Genomic DNA, 18302 nt, shown 5'->3' with positions numbered 1-18302 from the left:
ATAGTTTGTAACAATATGGTCAAAGAAGGCTTAAGGAATAGTAATATGGAGCTATGGTTACGTTATAAAAAAGCATGTGGATTAAAATTCGACAAAAAGCAAATAGTCACTTCCCGTAATGAGTGGCATGAACTAATATACGACAAAAATGTTATTTCCTCTATCTTGTGGCCTACAGATTCGTTATTTAAAATTGGAGGCGAATTTTTTAATCGTCGCCATCCTCACGAAAGAAAATACAAAAACGATTCACAACGCAATCATTCTTATTTGTTAGCTTGTAAAAAACTTGCACAGCAAATAGAAGTACAAGTTAAAGGCAAAAAATGTTTGGTATACGCTCCTATGCGTGGAGCATATCCCATTTGGCGTGCTATTTCTCAATTTTTGGACTTGTCTAATATAGATGTCTATTATCCGGTCACTTCTAGTTTTGTACTTTATCCTAAAGAATTTGCTATTATGAGTAGGAAAGGTAAAAATGCATCGGGAAGATTAAACAATTACCAAGAACTAGAGCGTTTAAAACCGTTTATGAAAGATTACAATTACTTTATTTATATAGATGAAATTATTTCTGGCGGAATGATGTGTGGTCATGTTAAAGAAATGTTAGAAATGAGAATAAACGATGAAATTGATATTATTGTTGTCGGACTTGCAGATAGTTTTGGGGAGCGCTCAAAATCAAGAAGAAACAAAATTGCCAAAAGTGTAGTTGACAAACAAATACATGCCTTTTTTTGGGAAGGATGCCAAGAACTGATCACCGAAGATCAAAAATTCCTTTTAGGTGTACACTACGAAGATTATCGCCACGGACCTCATATTATCCCTGTTCTAAACGAGAATTTAGAATTTTATGCAGAATATAAATTGTTTGAGTCAGATGTTTACGAGAAGAATGAACCGTTTCGCGCGATTTGCAAAAATAAATCTAGGTGAAGCTGTTTTTTTTGTAAAAGTTCCCACGCTACCTTGTCGAAAGTCGCTGTTTTTTTAGCTATTTTAGTGAGAGTATCATCGCAGGCATTAGCTAAAAATGCGCTGCGAAATTCATCGCAAATAGTCCAGGATTCGTAAATCAAAACTTGGTCATGGTAATTATTGCGTTCACATCGTTCGCAGCCGTTGGCAAAATAATATACCGAGTTGTGATTTCTTTTTTGTTTGGCCAATTGTTTTTTGAGTTGCTTGGGTGGTCTATAAGGCTGTAAACAGTGCTCGCACATTTTAGGAACGAGATGTTGGGTTATAACAAGACCTAAGCCATCTAAATCTTTGGGAAAGCCAAGATCACCTAGTCGTTTGATTATATGTAACGGAGATCTCATTCCTCCCCATATACTTGCTATTATGTTTTTACCTTGGTGATGTAAATTAATGGAATTCTGAAGCGCAAAATTGTCGCGGATAGAGTGAGCAATCGCTTGATAACAATTACTCTCGAGAGAGCGCAACAGCGCACTACAATTTCTACCTACTTCTAATTTTATAGGAATGAGTTCGGTATTTTGTGGCCATTTGCTATTTGCATAATCAATAGCACAACATTTTCCTGAAACTATTTCAAGAACAGCACCTTGAGTTGTTGTTGCTCCTCCTTCTCTCGGAGCGGTGACTAAAATCATTTTTGAAGTCGAAACAGTTTTCTTTATTGCTGTAATCGTCGCATTGTTTATGCCTAGTTGTGCTAATGACCTTGAGGTTTGTGGTTTTACTTGTGTGAGTGTTATTTTGAAAGTAGAAAAATGGTAAGTACAGTGAATAATAGCACAGTCGCGCAATTGTAGAAAGCGATATTGATGAACTTCAGGATTATTGTTGCGTAGGTTAAATATTTTTTTTATGTTTTGAACAAACAAGCTAGATTTTGCGAACGTTTGCGAAGCGATTATCTGACTTTTACTTCGCAAATCAATGCGGAGGAGAGAATTTTCTACGATAAAATATAGCTGAGGAATTTGAATCAATATTTCATCGAGTTGTTGTAGAAGTAATGACCTATTTCTTTCTTGAAATAACTTGCCGCAATCAGCAAATATTTTTTTAGTATCTATCACTATACGGTTGCCTTTTGGTAGTTTGAATAGATGAGTAATGTGATTAACTATAAGCTAACCACATTATAATAAAACTTACCAGTCTTGGCACCACTCAGGTCTTGTTCTTAGATCATTTTGTGGGTATTGCGGCTCTTCCTTTGGTCTGGTTAGTAATTCTTTTAAGAAACTATCATTACCAAAAGCTTTGATTAGTTCTTTACGTAGTTGAGTAATGTTAAGACCACCAATTATTGGGATTTCGTCATCGATTACCCATTCTCCTTCACCATTGGCTACGTTAATAGGATCAATAAAGTTTAAATAACCAGGACTTGCTGGTTGATCTACAACTTTGCCTTCATCGCGCCACCAATATACCAAAGAATGCGCGGTCCATAAATAGCCATAGTTATAAGCAGTTGGGTTATAACGCCATCCAGCAATGCGATTTAAATCTACGCGATAACGAGTTTCTTGGCGGCGAACAATAACCTGTGCTTTGTCTAAACAGCGACGTGCTTCAGCTAAGCGTTGCGGTGCTTTACCAAGAGTTCCATTCCATGAGTTGTCCATGATTTCATCTACTGTTTCATAAAGATTGTGAACTTGCTTTGCGCGTAATGCGGTAATGCGAATAGCGTCGTTTAGCTCGTCGAATATTTTCCTTCCGCTTGTTGCTACACTTCCAGAAATCATAGAAAATTCATCGGCGACAGCATTAAATTTTTCGTCCATTGCACGTAAAACAGGTTTTACTTCAGCATCGTATGGTGGCTCATCAATAGGGTTACGCATGTCGATCAAACCTTTTTTACTTGGACATACAACAACCGCATTTGTTAAATTCGACATGTCCATCCATGTATCATAACCTTGAATGTACGCTGTTCCGTTGCGTTTTTCAATGCTTTTCGGACTCTTGCCATTTACCTTGCCAAAGATGAGTAAATCTTCTTGTTGCTGAATCAATTCCATAATGGTTTCTGTTACTGGAGTAGAACCATCTCCTAGTGTGGAAAAAATATCATTTAACAATTTACGTAGCGCTGTTTTGTGATCTGTTTCCTCAATCATTGGATTCCATACAGCTCTAGCAGTGACCACATCATTAAGCCAGTAACCCCACTCCCAACCACTCGAAAAATTGACCTGTCCTTGGATACGTGAACCAGCATGTGCTCCGCGCCCCATTTTTCCTTGGATTTCATCTTGGGCAATTAAACGTAAATCGAAAAAACGTCTATCTGAGTATATAGGAAGAAAAATGGGAACATTGATATCAAAACTCACCCAATAAGCGGTTTCTGGATACCAAACAACTTCGCGTTTTCCCGCTTCCATTTGCATATAACGTCGTATTTCACTAAAATCTTTACCGCCATATGTAGGGGCAGGATCTGTTAGTGAATAAAATTGGACACTGTGTGGTAGTACTCCCATACTTTTGTCGGCATAGTAAGGAAGAAAATTGAAGTTGAGTTCTTCTCCCGTTTCAGGATCTTTGTAACCTTCGGCTTTTTGGTGTTGTGAGCAGTGAACTTTAACATAAGTTCTTTTTTGGTATGTGTTTTCGGCGTAAGTGCTCGCTGCGTCCATCCAGCTGAGCATTTTTTGTGGAGAAGGATGAGTAAACTCGCTAAAGCCCATTTCAATTTCAAAGTAATCAAAACCCGCTTCGTGGAGCCAGTCAATGGCTTTATGAATTTGTTGTATTTCAGTACCATCTAACTGACGTACCATCAACCATGAGTGTTGCTGGCGCAAAATAATAGGCGCATCAATCCCAACGGCGATTCCCCAATTGTGCCCCATGTCGACAAGAGTATGCAATCTCTCCTGGCGTTCGCGACTATCGGCAAATTGCTGCCATGTTTTTGCCATTAACAAAACCCACTCTACGCGATTTTGTTTGTTGGCAATCATCCATTCAAGAAAAACATCCCATTCTGGAAGTGTTTGTTCCCAACCTTGACGATCTTGTGGACCTTGTGGGCCCCAACCATTTAACATATCAGTGAGTTCAAGAGGATGTTGTGTGTGTAAGTGCCATGCGCGAATAGGCCAATATGGTTTTTCTTGCGAATCTATTGTTTGTGGAATAGTTAATTTTGTAGGCAGAGTTGGTTCTAATGGATGTAAGAAAGCAAATCCCATTTGTTGCAAAAGACTGTATGCGCCGTACAATAAACCAATATTCGTGTCTCCAGAGGCGCAAACGTTTTTTTCAGTATTGTGGTTTCCGCGAACAGCAATAACAAGTTTGTTGTCTATTTGTTGCGAACGAACAACAAAACCTTCCGAACCAAGAGTATCGAGCTCGTGTTGTGTAATAATTTGTTGAGCGTAGTGTGTATTTCCAAAACTCAGTACGATATCACCATCTGTAAATTGTGGATCATCACTAACAATATAAAATTGATCTTGACCTACGGACGAAATTAATTTTTCAATTCTTTCTTTGGGAACAGAATGAAAATTTTTGCCGAAATCAAGTAGCAATGTTTCTTTACCAAAACAAAAAGTAATACAAAACAGCGCAAGTAATAGGCACTTTTTGTTCATAACACAACCTCCCTATTTTTTCTTTTTAAATAAATTACAAAAGATAGACTAAAGGTAAAAGCTTAACTCCTTAGTCAAAATGAGCTATTTGTTTCAAAATTTCAGGAATCTCATCGTGATGATCATACCAGATAGGATGAACACCCAATTCTTTCATCACAAATTCTTGTTGCTCGAAATCTAGTTTTTCAACCTGTTCAATGATGCCACGAATTTCGTAGCGGTAACGTGGCTCGCCACTTTCCATAGGGGCAGCTGTTTTTCGCATAGGGGCACGCGATTTCTTTTTCATACCACGTTTAACACCAGCGCGGTTAGCTCCCATCAAGCTCGATGAAAAATCGCGATTAGCACCGCTTTTTTGGAAATTATGCATATAATCAATAGCTTTATCGTTGATACTTTCCAAAGCGTCAGTGGTAATACTTAGTTTATCTCTTTTAAGTAGTGCATAATTGCGTGTGTGTGTGTGTTCATTTTTAGCAGCGTACAATAAACGGCGCATATTTCGATCAGCAAGAGATAGCCCAATCATAACTCCTATAGAATTTGACATAGTACTTAACTGAACTTTATTTGACCAGTGGTTTGGATCACCAGCTACTTTGTTATACTGGGTTTCTGTAAACACTAATTGGTCAACACTAGATCTAGGAAGTTGTTGTCTTATAGGAATAAAACCATGAACATGATAAATGGAAAGTTTTTGCAAACTAGGTATTGTCGACGTATAAATACTTTCGGTTGCTGTGCCTTCTAACGAAATCTCTAAGAAATCGTCATAATTGTAAGTTACCACTGACTGAATGCCTCTTGATGAAGTTGATTTCTCACACAAATAGGCAATTGCATCTAGAGTAGGATTTCCGCCACGTAAGCTATCTCTATTTAAATTTTCCGCAGGTAAACCACTTTCATCGAGTAAACCACTATATAGTGTTTTGTACATAGTGTCTAAAAATTTTCGTTGACCTTCACTATCTTGTGGGAAATATTTTTGCAACTTGCGTACAGTAATTTCAAGGGGTTCATTGTGTTGAGAAAGGTACCATTCAGCGATAGCAAATAAATAGTTAGGTAGCGGACGCCAACCCTTCATCTTTTGTTCACCAATAACAGAGAAGTACATAGCCAAAACTAGCTTGTCCCAGCTAGGTAGACCATTGGGAATAGAAGTACCAGCTCCTAAGTATAAAGTGATGTTTTTATGTCGATATGCTTGTTGTAATTGTTGTACATAATCCATCGCATGCCTTTCTAACAACAGTTTTACTGTTTTGCAACGAGTAGTAAAATTTTGTATTTTTAACATATTATCATAACTCTAAACTATTCGCAAGCCAGTCTTTGTTGTCTTTGCATCTTTCTAAGCTGGGAGATACTTTATTATTCTAGCTAGCAAACATTAACATCCTGATAATTCAATTTTTTTGTTTGTCGGTATGAATGATTTTAGTCACTGAATGCTACTGTTTGTTTCTATATTTTTGGATAATAGCATAAATATTGTAAAACTTTTGCACAATGTTGTTAATAATAAATGTGAGGACATGCCCTGTATTTAGTCTTTGCAAAAGAAAGTATCGCAAATGAAAAAATATTTTTTTCATTCTAGACAAAGAATGTCTATAAAAACAAGACAAACTTTGTCATAATGCGTCATGTACAAATTGGATATAACAAATTATTAGATACAAAAGAGGTTAGATAGTGACAACGTTTAGTGAATTTGGACTCTCCTCTGAATTATTACAAGCCATAGAAAAAATAGGATTTGACACTCCAACGCAAATTCAAGAACAAGCTATACCATTTTTATTGGAAAACAACCGAGATTTAGTTGGTTTAGCTCAAACAGGTACGGGAAAAACAGCTGCTTTTGGATTACCCATCATCCAAAAAATAACGAAAGAAAAAGTACCGCAAGCATTAATATTATCCCCTACTCGCGAATTGTGTTTACAAATAGCCAAAGACTTGGAACTTTTTTGTAAATATATGAATCATGTGGCTATTGTAACTGTTTATGGGGGCGCTAAAATTGATTCGCAAATCAATAAAATTAAGAAAGGTGTGCAAATTGTAGTTGCAACACCTGGACGAATGAATGATATTATTCGGCGCCAAAAAGTAGATCTGACAAAAATAAAAATGGTGGTACTTGACGAAGCCGATGAAATGCTAAATATGGGTTTCAAAGACGAACTCGATGGCATACTACAACATACACCACCAACAAAAAATATATTTCTTTTCTCTGCAACTATGCCAAGGCAAGTGATTCAAATTGCCGAAACATACATACAAGATCCTTACCAAATCACCATTGGTAGAAAAAATGTAGGCGCTGAAAATATTGATCATGCGTACTATGTTGTTCGCGGTCAAGATCGCTATCAGGCTTTAAAAAGAATTGCTGATGTGCATCCTGATATTTATGGAATTATTTTTTGCCGCACCCGAGCTGAAACCAAATCTATAGCAGAGAAACTTATTAAAGACGGTTATAACGCTGACGCTTTGCACGGAGATTTATCTCAAGAACAGCGTGAATTCGTTATGGGTAAATTTCGCAAAAAAAACTTACAAATGCTTGTTGCTACAGATGTTGTTGCACGAGGATTAGATGTTGAGAATTTGTCGCATATTATTAGTTATAATTTACCCGACGATTTAGAAACTTATACCCACCGTAGTGGGCGCACAGGACGTGCTGGTAAATCAGGAGTTTCTATTGCGATTGTAAGTCGTAGAGAAGTAGAACGAATAAAGCGTATTGAACGCAGTATTCACAAAAAATTTGAACGTAGACTTGTTCCAAATGGTCACGAAATATGTGAAAAACAATTTTTTCATTTGATTGAGCGTGTAAAAAACGTCGAAGTGAATGAAGAACAAATTGCACCTTTTATGGAAAAGGTTTACAAAAAATTAGATTCTTTAACCCTCGAAGAAGTTATCAAAAACTTTGTTGCTTTAGAATTTAATATGCTACTCAATTACTATAAAAATGAACGCGACTTAAATGTAGCACAACGTACTTCAACTAAAGAACGTACAAGAAAAGATCGCGATCGTGATGGTGAAAGAGGCAAAGGCAAAAATAGAAAAAGTGCTGGTTTCCAGCGTTTATTCATTAATGTCGGTCAAAAGCACAACGTGCGCCCTCAAGATATCATTGGTTTAGTAAATGATATTTCTGGAAAAAAGCGTATACCAATAGGTGCGATTGATATTGCGAAAAACTTTTCATTTTTTGAAGTTCCACCGCATGAAGTTCAAGGACTTACTGCGACTCCTGTGTACTTGGACGAAAAAGAAGTTCAAATTGAAAGAGCTGACACAGTAAAAAATGCTGCTCCATCTAAAAGCTGGGACAACGACAAAAAACAAGGTCGCAAACGCAAAAAGCGCAAAAAGAAATGAGTTACTGTCTGAGATGTGATTTATAACAGTAGCATCTTGATCAATCTAGTAAATACACCTATCAGGTGATAAATATAGGGCATGTCCCTATATTTCAGAATGAACTAGTTTTTCAAATGTACAATTATAAGGCACGTCCAGTCTGGTTATTTTCACCAGACAGCGTTTGGAAGAACCTACTTAGACGTACCTACCTTTTAACTACTATAATCTTCCAAAAGTTTCTCTATTTTTTTTGAAGGTATAAATCGAAAAATAGCATCAGGATCTTTTTTGATAGCTTTTTTTAATGCACTAAAAACCAAACTAGGGTCATGGTTGCTTTTTTTCTTTTTATTGGATACCTTTGATTTATTTATGTTTTCTTTTGTTTTTTCTATTGCTGCAATAGTTGGACTTTTCTTTATTTTTTCCCATATATGCGTTTGCTTTTCAGCATCTAAAGCCGCCAGTTCAAAAAGAACTTCTCTTGGAACAGCTTTTTGTTTCGCTTCTTTTTTTACTTGAGGTTCAATTTTCTTAAGCTTCATCATTTTAGAAATATATGCTTTGCTTTTACCAACTCTTTCAACAATTTGTTTTTGTTGCAATCCAAACTCAGCTTGTAAACGTTGATAAAAATCTGCTTCATCAAAAGTATTGAGATTTTCACGTTGCAAATTTTCTTCTAACTGAATAAGAGCGTAATCTAAAGGCGCTTTGCTTTCATCAATAATCATCACTGGGATTTTTTTCAAACTTGCAACCTTAGCAGCAGTATATCTTCTTTCTCCCGCAACAATAATGTATGTATCTTTCTCTTGGCGTACAGTGATAAAATTAATAAAACCGTGATTTTTGATGCTTTGAGCTAATTCTTTAATATCAGTACTTCCCAGATCTATTTTTTGGCGCGGTTGATTGGGGTCCGGTTTGATTTTTGATATTGCGACTACTTTAATCTCTTTACCATCAATAGTTTGAGATTCTTCTTTTTCTTTGGTTGGCTGAATCCAACTTAGAGGATTACTACCAAGACCTGATTTTTTAGCCATCCTTAATTACCTCCTTAGCGAGATCAGTGTAGTCTTTTTTTCCATGAGAATTTGGGGCATACACTGTTATGGGTTTTCCGTAACTTGGAGCTTCTGCTAGCTTGACATTTTCTCGAATTTTCGTTTTGAACACTTTTTTCTTAAAATGCTGCGCTATCTTTTGGGCAACATCTTTACATATATTTTTTCGCGAATCATAGCGAGTAATCAAAACTTTATATACCTCTAGTTTAGGATTCAGTCGATCTTTAATAACATTGACTGTTTGTAATAGTTTTCCTGAACCCTCTAAAGCAAAAAACTCCGCTTGAATTGGAATGATTATTTTGTCAACGGTATTAAGAGCGTTGATGGTTAAAAGACCAAGAGAAGGAGGACAATCAATTAAAAGATAGTCGTATTTTTTTCCCAAATTTTTTAACTGGTCGCGCATAACATTTTCTCTACCGATATGCGTAACTAGTTCTATTTCTGCTGCAGAAAGATCGATGTGAGAAGGAATAACATCCAAATTTTTTGTGTTGGTTTTTACAATAACATCTTTTGCTTTTTTGGCATGTAGGAGCATATCATACAATGTATACTCTCTTTCATACGGGTTTACTCCTAGATGTATTGTTGCGTGTGCTTGCGGATCTGCATCAATAAGTAGAACTTTTTTGTTTTTTGCTGCTAAACATGCTGCAAGATTGACAGAGGTTGTCGATTTAGCACAACCTCCTTTTTGATTTGCCAAAGCAATTTTTATCACGTATCTTCTCCGTTGAATAAAACTGTGGAGTATTACAAATTTGAATAGAACTAAGTGACCTGCCAAAAGTATTTACCCATTGGCATTTTGTTCTTTAATTTTCTAGCTTTGTTGCTCCTCAGTTACACAGCTACAGCTGTGCGCCCTCGTCGCGCCGTGCTATAAAAATAAAGACTTGTATTCAATGGGTAACTACTTTTATCAAGTCACCTATAAAGCTTTCAGGGCGTATTTGTAGAAGTAGCTAGGGCGTGTAGACAAATATCGACACGCCCTAATCAAACCACTCACCGACAAACACGCCCTGAGATATTATTTTCCTCGAAGTATACATAAATTTGGTGATATTCACCATGTTTTTTTAGGAAAATTCTTCCAATTTCATTTGGGAAAATCTTTTCTCTACCTCTGAACTTATTGCTTTACGTACATTTTTTTTACTATGTAAACTTATTTGCTGTTGGTATTCTTCTACTTCGCGTGCTATATCTTGAATAACTCGACGTCTCACAAGTTCTTTATTATTATGAAAGTCCTCTTGCCATTGTCCTTGCTCTTTTATATGCTCAATTGCATGACGAATTCGTTCTGGCAGTACTGTGCGTTGTGCAAAATCATTGGGACTTTGCTGTCCTTTACTATGTACGTATTCACGGCGGTTTGGGTGTTTGTACTTCGCTACAATTGGTTCACCATAACTATTCAAAAGAAGTGGATCACTCCAAATAACAATGCCTTCATGAGTGTTATCAATATTTTTGATTGAAAACTTCTGATTTTCGCTATGTTGGGAAGATCTATCTAGTAATGCTGTAAATTCTTCACTATTTGCTTGGCCTTGGTACAAACATGGCGCAATAGGTAACCCCAGACTCTTTGATGCTTGTACAACTGTTGGTACACGATTCTCACTTACCTTGCGGCTATAGCTACACCATATATTTCCGACCATGACAGCAAATAACACAAAGTGTATTTTTTTACCGTAGATAATCCCGCATTTTTGAATAGAGGCTCCACACGTTTCACCGTAGAGCACAACATTACAATCTATATCTTTAGCAAAAGTGATTAAACGCTCGCATAAATCACTATCGTTGCGAATCATATCGCAAATAAAACCTTGTGAGAATTTTGGCTCATCTTCTAGTACAGTACGCCCACCAATAACTATATCACCTGCGGTTTTAGCGTCTTTACTAATACCTATACGCGTATTAGTACCGTCTATTTTTTCTAAACAAACAACGTTATTTACACAATGAAGCCAGTCGGCCTGTTGTTTATAAGCTGGGATTTTAGGAAATTTTTGAGGTATAAATTGCATGAGGATTCCTTATCTTTCAGATTCGCTAGCTGTTTCTAGCAAAGGTTTCTGTTCTTCACGAAGATTATCTATAAAAATTTTGCGAACGCTTGCGATATGCTCATCAAGAGTATCAGCTTGCCAATTACTAGTATCAACAGTTGGTAGTACTTCTACCTCAAGCGGTTGTTTCACAAAATTAAATCCAGTTTGCTTTCCCCATCTTTTGTGAGCATTGTGAATAATAATTGGTACAATTGGTAGACGAGAGTTTAGAGCAAGATGTGCAAAGCCTTTTTTCAGTTCTTGCAAACGTCCATCTTTGCTTCTTGTCCCTTCTGGCCAGATCCATATTCCGAGATTATCGCGTTTTGCTCTTTTAACTACCTTTTCCATTGAAGTAATAGCAGCTTGACGATTACTACGATCAATAAGTAAATGCCCTGATAAATAATACAACCATCCAAAAAAAGGAACATAGACAATTTCTTTTTTGCTAATTCCAACAACACCTATAGGAGCTAGCCAACCACCAATAAAAATATCAAGTGTTGAAGTATGATTTGCTACGTAAAGAGCTGGAAACGACTCTTGTAAACGTTGTTTATTTTTCACAACTGGTTTTATTTTTAAAAGGTAGAGAACAGTTCTTCCCATAACCGTACCATAAAATAAACATATTTTAATACGTAGTGTACGAAAGGGAAGCAGTAAGAGGCAAACACCTAAAAAAAATAAAGAAGAAGCGGCAAAGGTTGTAAATGCAAGTAAAATACGTATTGTTTTTTCTAAAAGTTGAAACATAGTACTCCCTATTCATGTGTTATGGTAAAGTCATAAGCAAATTTTGCAGTAGGATTTATCCATATATGACATATTGATTTGACCCTTCGCCATTCTTGGTTGGATAGTTCCTCGTAAGAGTATTTATATTCTTTAGTGTTTATATTTTGATATTCGTAGAGAATAGCGCTGTGCACAGAAGCTTCAGCTAAAGTATAAAACAAACATTTTCCTAATTTTTCATCCGTAGTTAAACGCATGCCTTGTCCACTTTTGTATGCATAGACCGCGATAGAAGAGTCTTTTTTCCTATCAGGAGGTAGAGCAAAAAAAGCTACGTCATCATATTGCTTTTTCATATCGTTTTTGAAGAAAAGTTGATTGTTTTTGGTATAAACTGGACATGGCAAACGTAAATCTTCATCATCTAAAGTTAAGCTGTACATAATTTGGTTGTAGTTGTATCTAGGTGTTGCCGTAACTGGTTTCCTGGTAAAAGTATTGGTATAAGTTCCTTCAAAATATATAGTTTTACCATTTTCTTTATCAAATACTGGATGTTGTGTCGGATTATAAAAAGTATAGTTGTCATGAGTTACTATTTTTTGGGCGTAAACCCATGGACCGATAGGTGTATCGGCTTCTGCGTACCAAATTTCTCCCAAAAAAGAAGCATCTCCGTCAAGCTCTTGTCCAATGAGAATCCAGCGCTTTCGATAAGCATTCCAAAAAATAGATCCGGCATGAATACGAAGATTCTTCTTGCTATTAATATCGCGCGTATATACCCAATCCTCATCATCTACAGTGATATATTTTGCTTGTCTTTTCCATGCAAAAGTAGAGCTTTTTTTGGTGAGAACTTCGTAAGACTTGGGATTTTGTACATCTTTCCAAGAAGCTTTTACGCGGACATTTGGAAAAGGTTGTGGATGAGGGTGTCCGAAAAATAAGTATTCTTCCCCATTTACTTTAGCACGAAGGGGATGACCGCGCGGATATAAATCATCTGGTTTAAACACTGTCAGAGGTTCAAAACAAGATTTTTCATCATTAAAAATAACAAGTCCTCGTTGTAATACCTTATCTAAACTTTGTCGTTGTTCGTACTGTGCAATTAAACACTCTTTCCCCTTATCATTACGAACAACAATAATACCTTCAATCCAAACAATACCCTTTTTTACGAAAGAACACAATTGTTTACAGAAATCTTGTTGGGTAAAATATTGAAAATTAATTCCGTTATCAGGGTTTTCTATTTCAGAGATTGCTCCCGAAACTTTAAAATTCCCCAGAGGGTAAGAGGCTTTATTTGTATCTCCCCAAAACCAATAAAGTTTGTTATTATAACGCGTCATCATAGTAGTGTCTTGTCCTAAGACATTACTATTTATAACAGGCTTTTTTAAAGGCGAAGTTTTTTGTAAAATTATACTGTCGCGATAAATTCCTTGGCCAGTAATTCGGTAAAGGCGTTTGGCAACATTGATTCTTTTCATCATCAAACGATGTTTACCACCACTTTTAGTGTACAGCGAAGTTCCATAATAACCAAAGCCATCTTTGGTATATTTGTAACCATGACTTTTTATGTGAAAAAAAACGTTGGTATTCATAAGCCCTGGTTCATAAAAAGCGATCATGCCGCTACTGTCGCTATAGTAAACAATATCATTTACAGTACGCAATTCTACAAGTGGAATGCCGCGTTTTGTTTCTTCGTCAATGATTTCAATTGCAAAGTAAGATGCATATAGTAGAGTACATTTCAAAAAAAAGCCTATTATTATGTATTTCATGTTTTTTTCCATAAATTGAAGGGTGTGTTGACGCGTCGGGGATGTTTCTATTTTTTGTTTTTGGTTATTTTTAACAATTGTTCTCTGTTAATAATCGGAAATACTTCTAAGCGATCGACAATACGAGCAATTGCTTTTAAACGTGGATCTACAGAAGAGGTTCCTGAGATGAAAAGATTGACACACCTAAAACCAAGAATCATTTCTCTATTATCAGCAACAGCCATTAAGTGAAATGTTTCATTTTGGTTAAGAGCTTGCTGATTGATAAATACTACAACATGGTCAATTACCTCGGTCATTTCTTGACAAAAAGCAGTCGAATATTCAAAATGTTGTGCTAAAGCTGTTATAGACGCAATGATAGCATTTTTGTATACAATATGACTTGGAAACCTTAAATCCAACGCATGAGAATCAACACGTGCATATATTGATTTTCGCCCAAAAGTATCAATATTCATATAGCTACTACAAGATACACATTTGTAATTGCCAACACTTGCAAATTCAAGGTTACGTTGACAAACAGTACATCTATCAATATATGGAAACGAAACTCTTTGTAAGCGAGGTGCAACATTTGAGTCTAGACTTCCAGCAAGATTAATCCCACCAGTAAGATCAAATGATGTTTTTGTAGGAAAAATACTTTCATCTTCTGTCGAAAAAAAATCTTTTAAATGACTTTCATGTGGGTCAGGAATCTGTATTGTAGTTGAAATTCCGCGAAATCCGTGTGTAAGCTGCACGGCAATTTCTCTAATTTTTGGAGGTTGCATTCCTTGCTTAGTTTTACGCTTGCGTTTTTCTATCGCAATAAAGCTCGTTTGGCTTGTTAAAATATGAAACTGTTGTCCTATGTCGCAAATTTCTTGTTGATTTTTTTCTTTGTTTAAAAATGCACAATGATCAGCAGCCCACAAGGTAGGAATCATTTTATTTTGTTTTAGATTTACAACATTTGCTTCCCATTCAATATTCTGGCCTTCTACTTTCGCAGATAAAATAGCGTTATTTCCTACACGTCCTTTATATATCCTTGCGTATATAGTGATACTGTCACCATCAAAAATAGGATCTATTTCACGATAATCTATTTCAATTCCTTCTACTTTGAAATGAATATTATCTATTGCAGGGCCCGAAATACGCGCTAGTTGACGTAGAACTTTGTCACTCGGTACTTCTTGTGGTGCTACGATTTCACCCATACCACGGGTTTTTTGCGCTAAACGTTTTACAAAATCATGGTTTGCCCCGTAACCAACGCCAAAAATAAAAATGCGAATGTTAGAGTCTGACACTGCTTGGGTTACATAGTCAATGTCATCACTATGTCCGTCGGTAATTAAAATTACATCGCGGGGCAACGAGCTTGTTTTGGCGCAGATATATTCAAACACTTTCAGCATTTCTTTATTACCAAGATTTGCATTTATTGTATTAACGTGATCTAGAGCTTGTCGCATATTTGTTTCAGAAAATTCTATACTTTGGGGTTTATAAGGGGAGAATATTGAACCAAAAGAAATTATGTTAAATAGGTCTTCGTGATTAAGAGATTTTATACAACGGCATAAAACTTCTTTTGCTTTAGCTATGGAACTGCCTTGCATCGAATCAGAACAGTCTACAACAAAAATAATTTCTTTTGCACAAGATTTTTCCCAAATATTCCACTGTGGATACATACGCGCAACTAAAGCGCGAACACCATTAGGATGGCGTGCAACTAAACATACGGGCTCGTGTAATTTTGAAGGTGTCAAGCGTAAAAGAAAATCGCGGTCTAAAGCATTTTGTTGTTGTAATTTAGCAGTGAGATATTCTTCATCTTGAAGAATCTCTACTTTGTGAGAAGGACAAGAAATAGCAGCAATTGTATTTTTTGCAACCTTTGCTTCTACGGACATTTTATATGTTGCTTCTTTAGAATAAGGACTGTCTACAAATTTTTGCAAAGATTTTAGTGTTTTTTTTTGGCTAGAATAAGAAGGAGATAGACTTGTTGGCACTTGTAATTCTATTTTGTCATCTATCCAAGACAATTCTGAAATAGATCGTATGGTCACAATCACTTGTTCTTGTGGTAAAATATTGCCGACAAATATTGTTGCAGTATTTTCTTCCTCTTCTTCCAAAAGATACGCCGATTTTTCTTGAGAAATAGAGTTATCATATAAAGAGAAAGCTTTTGCTTTTTCTGCTATTTTTCCTTTTAGAATCTTACTATGCGTTTCTATTATAAATTCATAAACAGTAGAAGTACAAGGAAAGTGGTATACTGCTTCAATGGAAAACTTTTCATCGTTTGTGTAGTATTGTTTTAGAGAAGTGTGCGAAATAATATCTGTAATTTCTATGTTAATTTCAACACTAGACAAATGCACATTTTTTTTTAGAGGATGGTTTGTCAGCAATTCGTAACAGGATGGTTTTCTTGGAGAAGGTTGTGCTAAAGAAATTTTTTGCAGTGCTTGTTCTTTACTTTCCAAAGATTTTAATAAAGAACCTAATCCACTCTCATCAAAAAAATTTATAATTTTTGTAGGAGAATTTATAATTTTTATATCTCCGCCTCGTTCGCGGCAAGAAGATAGCCATCTTACAATGATAGCAACTCCAATATCATCTATTTCTTCCAGTTTTATCAAATCAAGGACAATATAATGCTGCCCTTCATTTATGTACTTTAAAAGTATTTTCTCTAACTGCTCTGAATTTACTTTAGTAATTGTACCAACTACTTTTATGATAACAACAACTGTTCCATTTTCGAGTGTTTCGCATTGTGGCTGTAAAAGTAACTCAGGCATCACCATCCCCTTTTTTGTTTTGTACCAAGTCGAGGATAAAAGTTTCTATTTTTTTTAAATCCGAGGCATCTAAGGCTTTTTCACGAAAATGTACTTCAACAAACTCTGCCACTTGAAAACGTTCCCATCGTGTGGTTTGTACAAGTGTTTTACAATCCGTATCGGTAACAAGAGCTTTTCCACTGAGAATATTTTTAATTTGTAAAAGAGGAATACCTTGCTCTGACCATTTATGAATGTCTTTTAAAACTTTGAGATGCTCATCTGTATAAAAAGATCCGCGACTTGAATCTCCTTTTGGAGGTGGAAGTAATTGTTTTTGGATATAATAGCGTATTGTCCGCCTAGTAAATCCACTTAAATCTGCTAACGTTTGTATATTGTACATTGCATCTCCTTTTTCCTTAGAAGGAGAATAAGAAAGGCCCTCAATTTTGATGAGAGCCTTTCTTATTATTCATAAGTCACTTAATAAAAATAGAATATTTTTGCTAGGTCACCTAACACTTATCTAACAACAAATTCGCAACTGTTGCAATAAAATTCTGTATAAATTTAGCATCTTAAATTCTATACCGAACTCAAATGTACTCAAAACTTTTTTACAACTTAGGAAGTTTCAGGGAAATATAGCAAATCATTTCTAGAACATCACTTCTTAAGAGATAAAGGTTCTTGGTAGCTCTAGATTGCTGGCTGCATGGACATAATATTCTTTTTTGTTATTTTTAATAACTGGCCGCGTGTTGGTAGAGGAAACACTTCTAACTTATCTACCTTGCGAGCAATAGCTGGTAATCTAGGATCTTTGGGAGCATTAGGATCTAAAAAAAGATTCATAGATTTCAAACCAATTACCATTTCTTTTTGATCTGCTACAGCTAAAAGATGTAATTTTTCTTTTGCTTGCAAATAATTTTTTTCTAAAGCAATTGTTAACGCACTGTCTAGCACATCTTTAATTTCTTCCCAAAAATAATTGGTATACCCTAACTGCTGGACAAGACCATTGACCGCAAACATTGCAACATTTTTGTGATAGACGTTGGAAGGAAAAGTAATTTCAACGACATCTGAATTTACTTGCGCGTGAATTTTTTGCTGACCATTTTGATCTATAGAAATATAGCTAGAACAACTATGGCATTTAAAATTTCCAGGATTTGAAAATTCAATATCACGACGGCATACGGCGCATTTACTAATATAGGGAAATGATATAGGTAGTGTATTTGGTTCGTCGCCAATTACCATTGACGAAACTCCCATTTGGTTGTCAATCTGGTTCGGGTTTAGGTCTGGTATTTTTTTGATAATGGGCATTTCCGGAGGAGGCGTTTTTCGACGAATTTCTTCGCGATTTTGACGTTTGTTCTTTTCTGGAGTTGTCACCTTAGTAATTACTTTGTGGGTTAACTCTGTTATCGCGTCATGTTCACTGTCATAGATCTTAAATAGAGAAAGTAAACCAAGCATATCAAAAAGGGCAATAACTTTTTCAGGAACACTGACAAGACGAATATTACCCCCTGTAGTTTGAAAAGTGTCTGATAGCTTTACTAAAAGCCCCATGCCAGTACTATTGATATAAGTAACACTAGCAAAATTTAATACAAGATGTTTTGCACCTTGTTTAAAAAAATCAAGTATTTTGTTTTCGAAGCTAGGAACAGTTCTTCCGTCAATTGCCCCTATAATTTTAGAACAAAATAAGAAACTACCATCTGATAATTGTTTTTTTTCTGATTTAAAGTTGAGTGTAGTCGACATAAGA

13 protein-coding genes are annotated in these 18302 nt (G+C 35.8%); 2 read left to right on the top strand and 11 right to left on the bottom strand.

All coding sequences use genetic code 11. From position 1 onward, the window contains the following. The first annotated feature begins 45 nt into the window (after positions 1-45). Positions 46-945, top strand: coding sequence for a hypothetical protein (locus UABHE_RS09860; protein ID WP_372370091.1), 900 nt, complete (start codon positions 46-48; stop codon positions 943-945). Here the strand turns inward: UABHE_RS09860 and UABHE_RS09855 are convergent. The 3 genes from UABHE_RS09855 to UABHE_RS09845 all read right to left on the bottom strand — a co-directional run bounded on the left by UABHE_RS09855 (position 894) and on the right by UABHE_RS09845 (position 5919). Beyond that, complete coding sequence (locus UABHE_RS09855; protein ID WP_372370090.1) at positions 894-2063, bottom strand: hypothetical protein; 1170 nt, start codon at positions 2061-2063, stop codon at positions 894-896. The genes UABHE_RS09860 and UABHE_RS09855 overlap by 52 nt on opposite strands. A 75-nt stretch (positions 2064-2138) precedes the next feature. After that, complete coding sequence (locus tag UABHE_RS09850) at positions 2139-4607, bottom strand: hypothetical protein (RefSeq protein ID WP_372370089.1); 2469 nt, start codon at positions 4605-4607, stop codon at positions 2139-2141. 70 nt (positions 4608-4677) lie between these two features. Next, complete coding sequence (locus UABHE_RS09845; RefSeq protein ID WP_372370088.1) at positions 4678-5919, bottom strand: SIR2 family protein; 1242 nt, start codon at positions 5917-5919, stop codon at positions 4678-4680. 398 nt (positions 5920-6317) lie between these two features. Here UABHE_RS09845 and UABHE_RS09840 point away from each other — a divergent pair, with 398 nt between their 5' ends. Beyond that, positions 6318-8033: a DEAD/DEAH box helicase gene (locus tag UABHE_RS09840; RefSeq protein ID WP_372370087.1), complete on the top strand. Its 1716-nt coding sequence runs from the start codon at positions 6318-6320 to the stop codon at positions 8031-8033. A gap of 197 nt (positions 8034-8230) precedes the next feature. Here UABHE_RS09840 and UABHE_RS09835 read toward each other — a convergent pair whose 3' ends face one another. The 8 genes from UABHE_RS09835 to UABHE_RS09800 all read right to left on the bottom strand — a co-directional run bounded on the left by UABHE_RS09835 (position 8231) and on the right by UABHE_RS09800 (position 18298). Continuing rightward, positions 8231-9067 carry a ParB/RepB/Spo0J family partition protein gene (locus UABHE_RS09835; protein WP_372370086.1) on the bottom strand — a complete coding sequence of 279 codons (837 nt, stop codon included), beginning with the start codon at positions 9065-9067 and terminating at the stop codon, positions 8231-8233. Beyond that, the gene (locus tag UABHE_RS09830; RefSeq protein WP_372370085.1) at positions 9060-9818 is read right to left on the bottom strand and encodes a ParA family protein; all 759 of its coding nucleotides are present in this window, start codon (positions 9816-9818) and stop codon (positions 9060-9062) included. The genes UABHE_RS09835 and UABHE_RS09830 overlap by 8 nt, the downstream gene beginning before the upstream one ends. A gap of 361 nt (positions 9819-10179) precedes the next feature. Beyond that, positions 10180-11145, bottom strand: coding sequence for an RNA ligase family protein (locus UABHE_RS09825; protein ID WP_372370084.1), 966 nt, complete (start codon positions 11143-11145; stop codon positions 10180-10182). A 9-nt stretch (positions 11146-11154) separates the two neighbouring features. Further along, positions 11155-11928 (bottom strand): lysophospholipid acyltransferase family protein, encoded by a 774-nt coding sequence (locus UABHE_RS09820; RefSeq protein ID WP_372370083.1) that lies wholly within the window; start codon positions 11926-11928, stop codon positions 11155-11157. An 8-nt stretch (positions 11929-11936) separates the two neighbouring features. Then, positions 11937-13709 carry a hypothetical protein gene (locus UABHE_RS09815; RefSeq protein ID WP_372370082.1) on the bottom strand — a complete coding sequence of 591 codons (1773 nt, stop codon included), beginning with the start codon at positions 13707-13709 and terminating at the stop codon, positions 11937-11939. 47 nt (positions 13710-13756) lie between these two features. Further along, entirely contained in the window at positions 13757-16528 is a 2772-nt protein-coding gene (locus tag UABHE_RS09810) for a VIT domain-containing protein (protein WP_372370081.1), read from the bottom strand. After that, on the bottom strand, positions 16521-16916 hold the full coding sequence (locus UABHE_RS09805) for a MerR family transcriptional regulator (protein ID WP_372370080.1): 396 nt from the start codon (positions 16914-16916) through the stop codon (positions 16521-16523). Before UABHE_RS09805 ends, UABHE_RS09810 begins: the two co-directional genes overlap by 8 nt. Before the next feature lie 296 nt (positions 16917-17212). Further along, the gene (locus UABHE_RS09800) at positions 17213-18298 is read right to left on the bottom strand and encodes an STAS domain-containing protein (RefSeq protein ID WP_372370079.1); all 1086 of its coding nucleotides are present in this window, start codon (positions 18296-18298) and stop codon (positions 17213-17215) included. Positions 18299-18302 lie beyond the last annotated feature (4 nt).

It is taken from the genome of Candidatus Uabimicrobium helgolandensis (assembly GCF_041508025.1).
Lineage (GTDB): Bacteria > Planctomycetota > Uabimicrobiia > Uabimicrobiales > Uabimicrobiaceae > Uabimicrobium > Uabimicrobium helgolandensis.
This window is presented reverse-complemented; position numbering and strand designations above follow the sequence as displayed.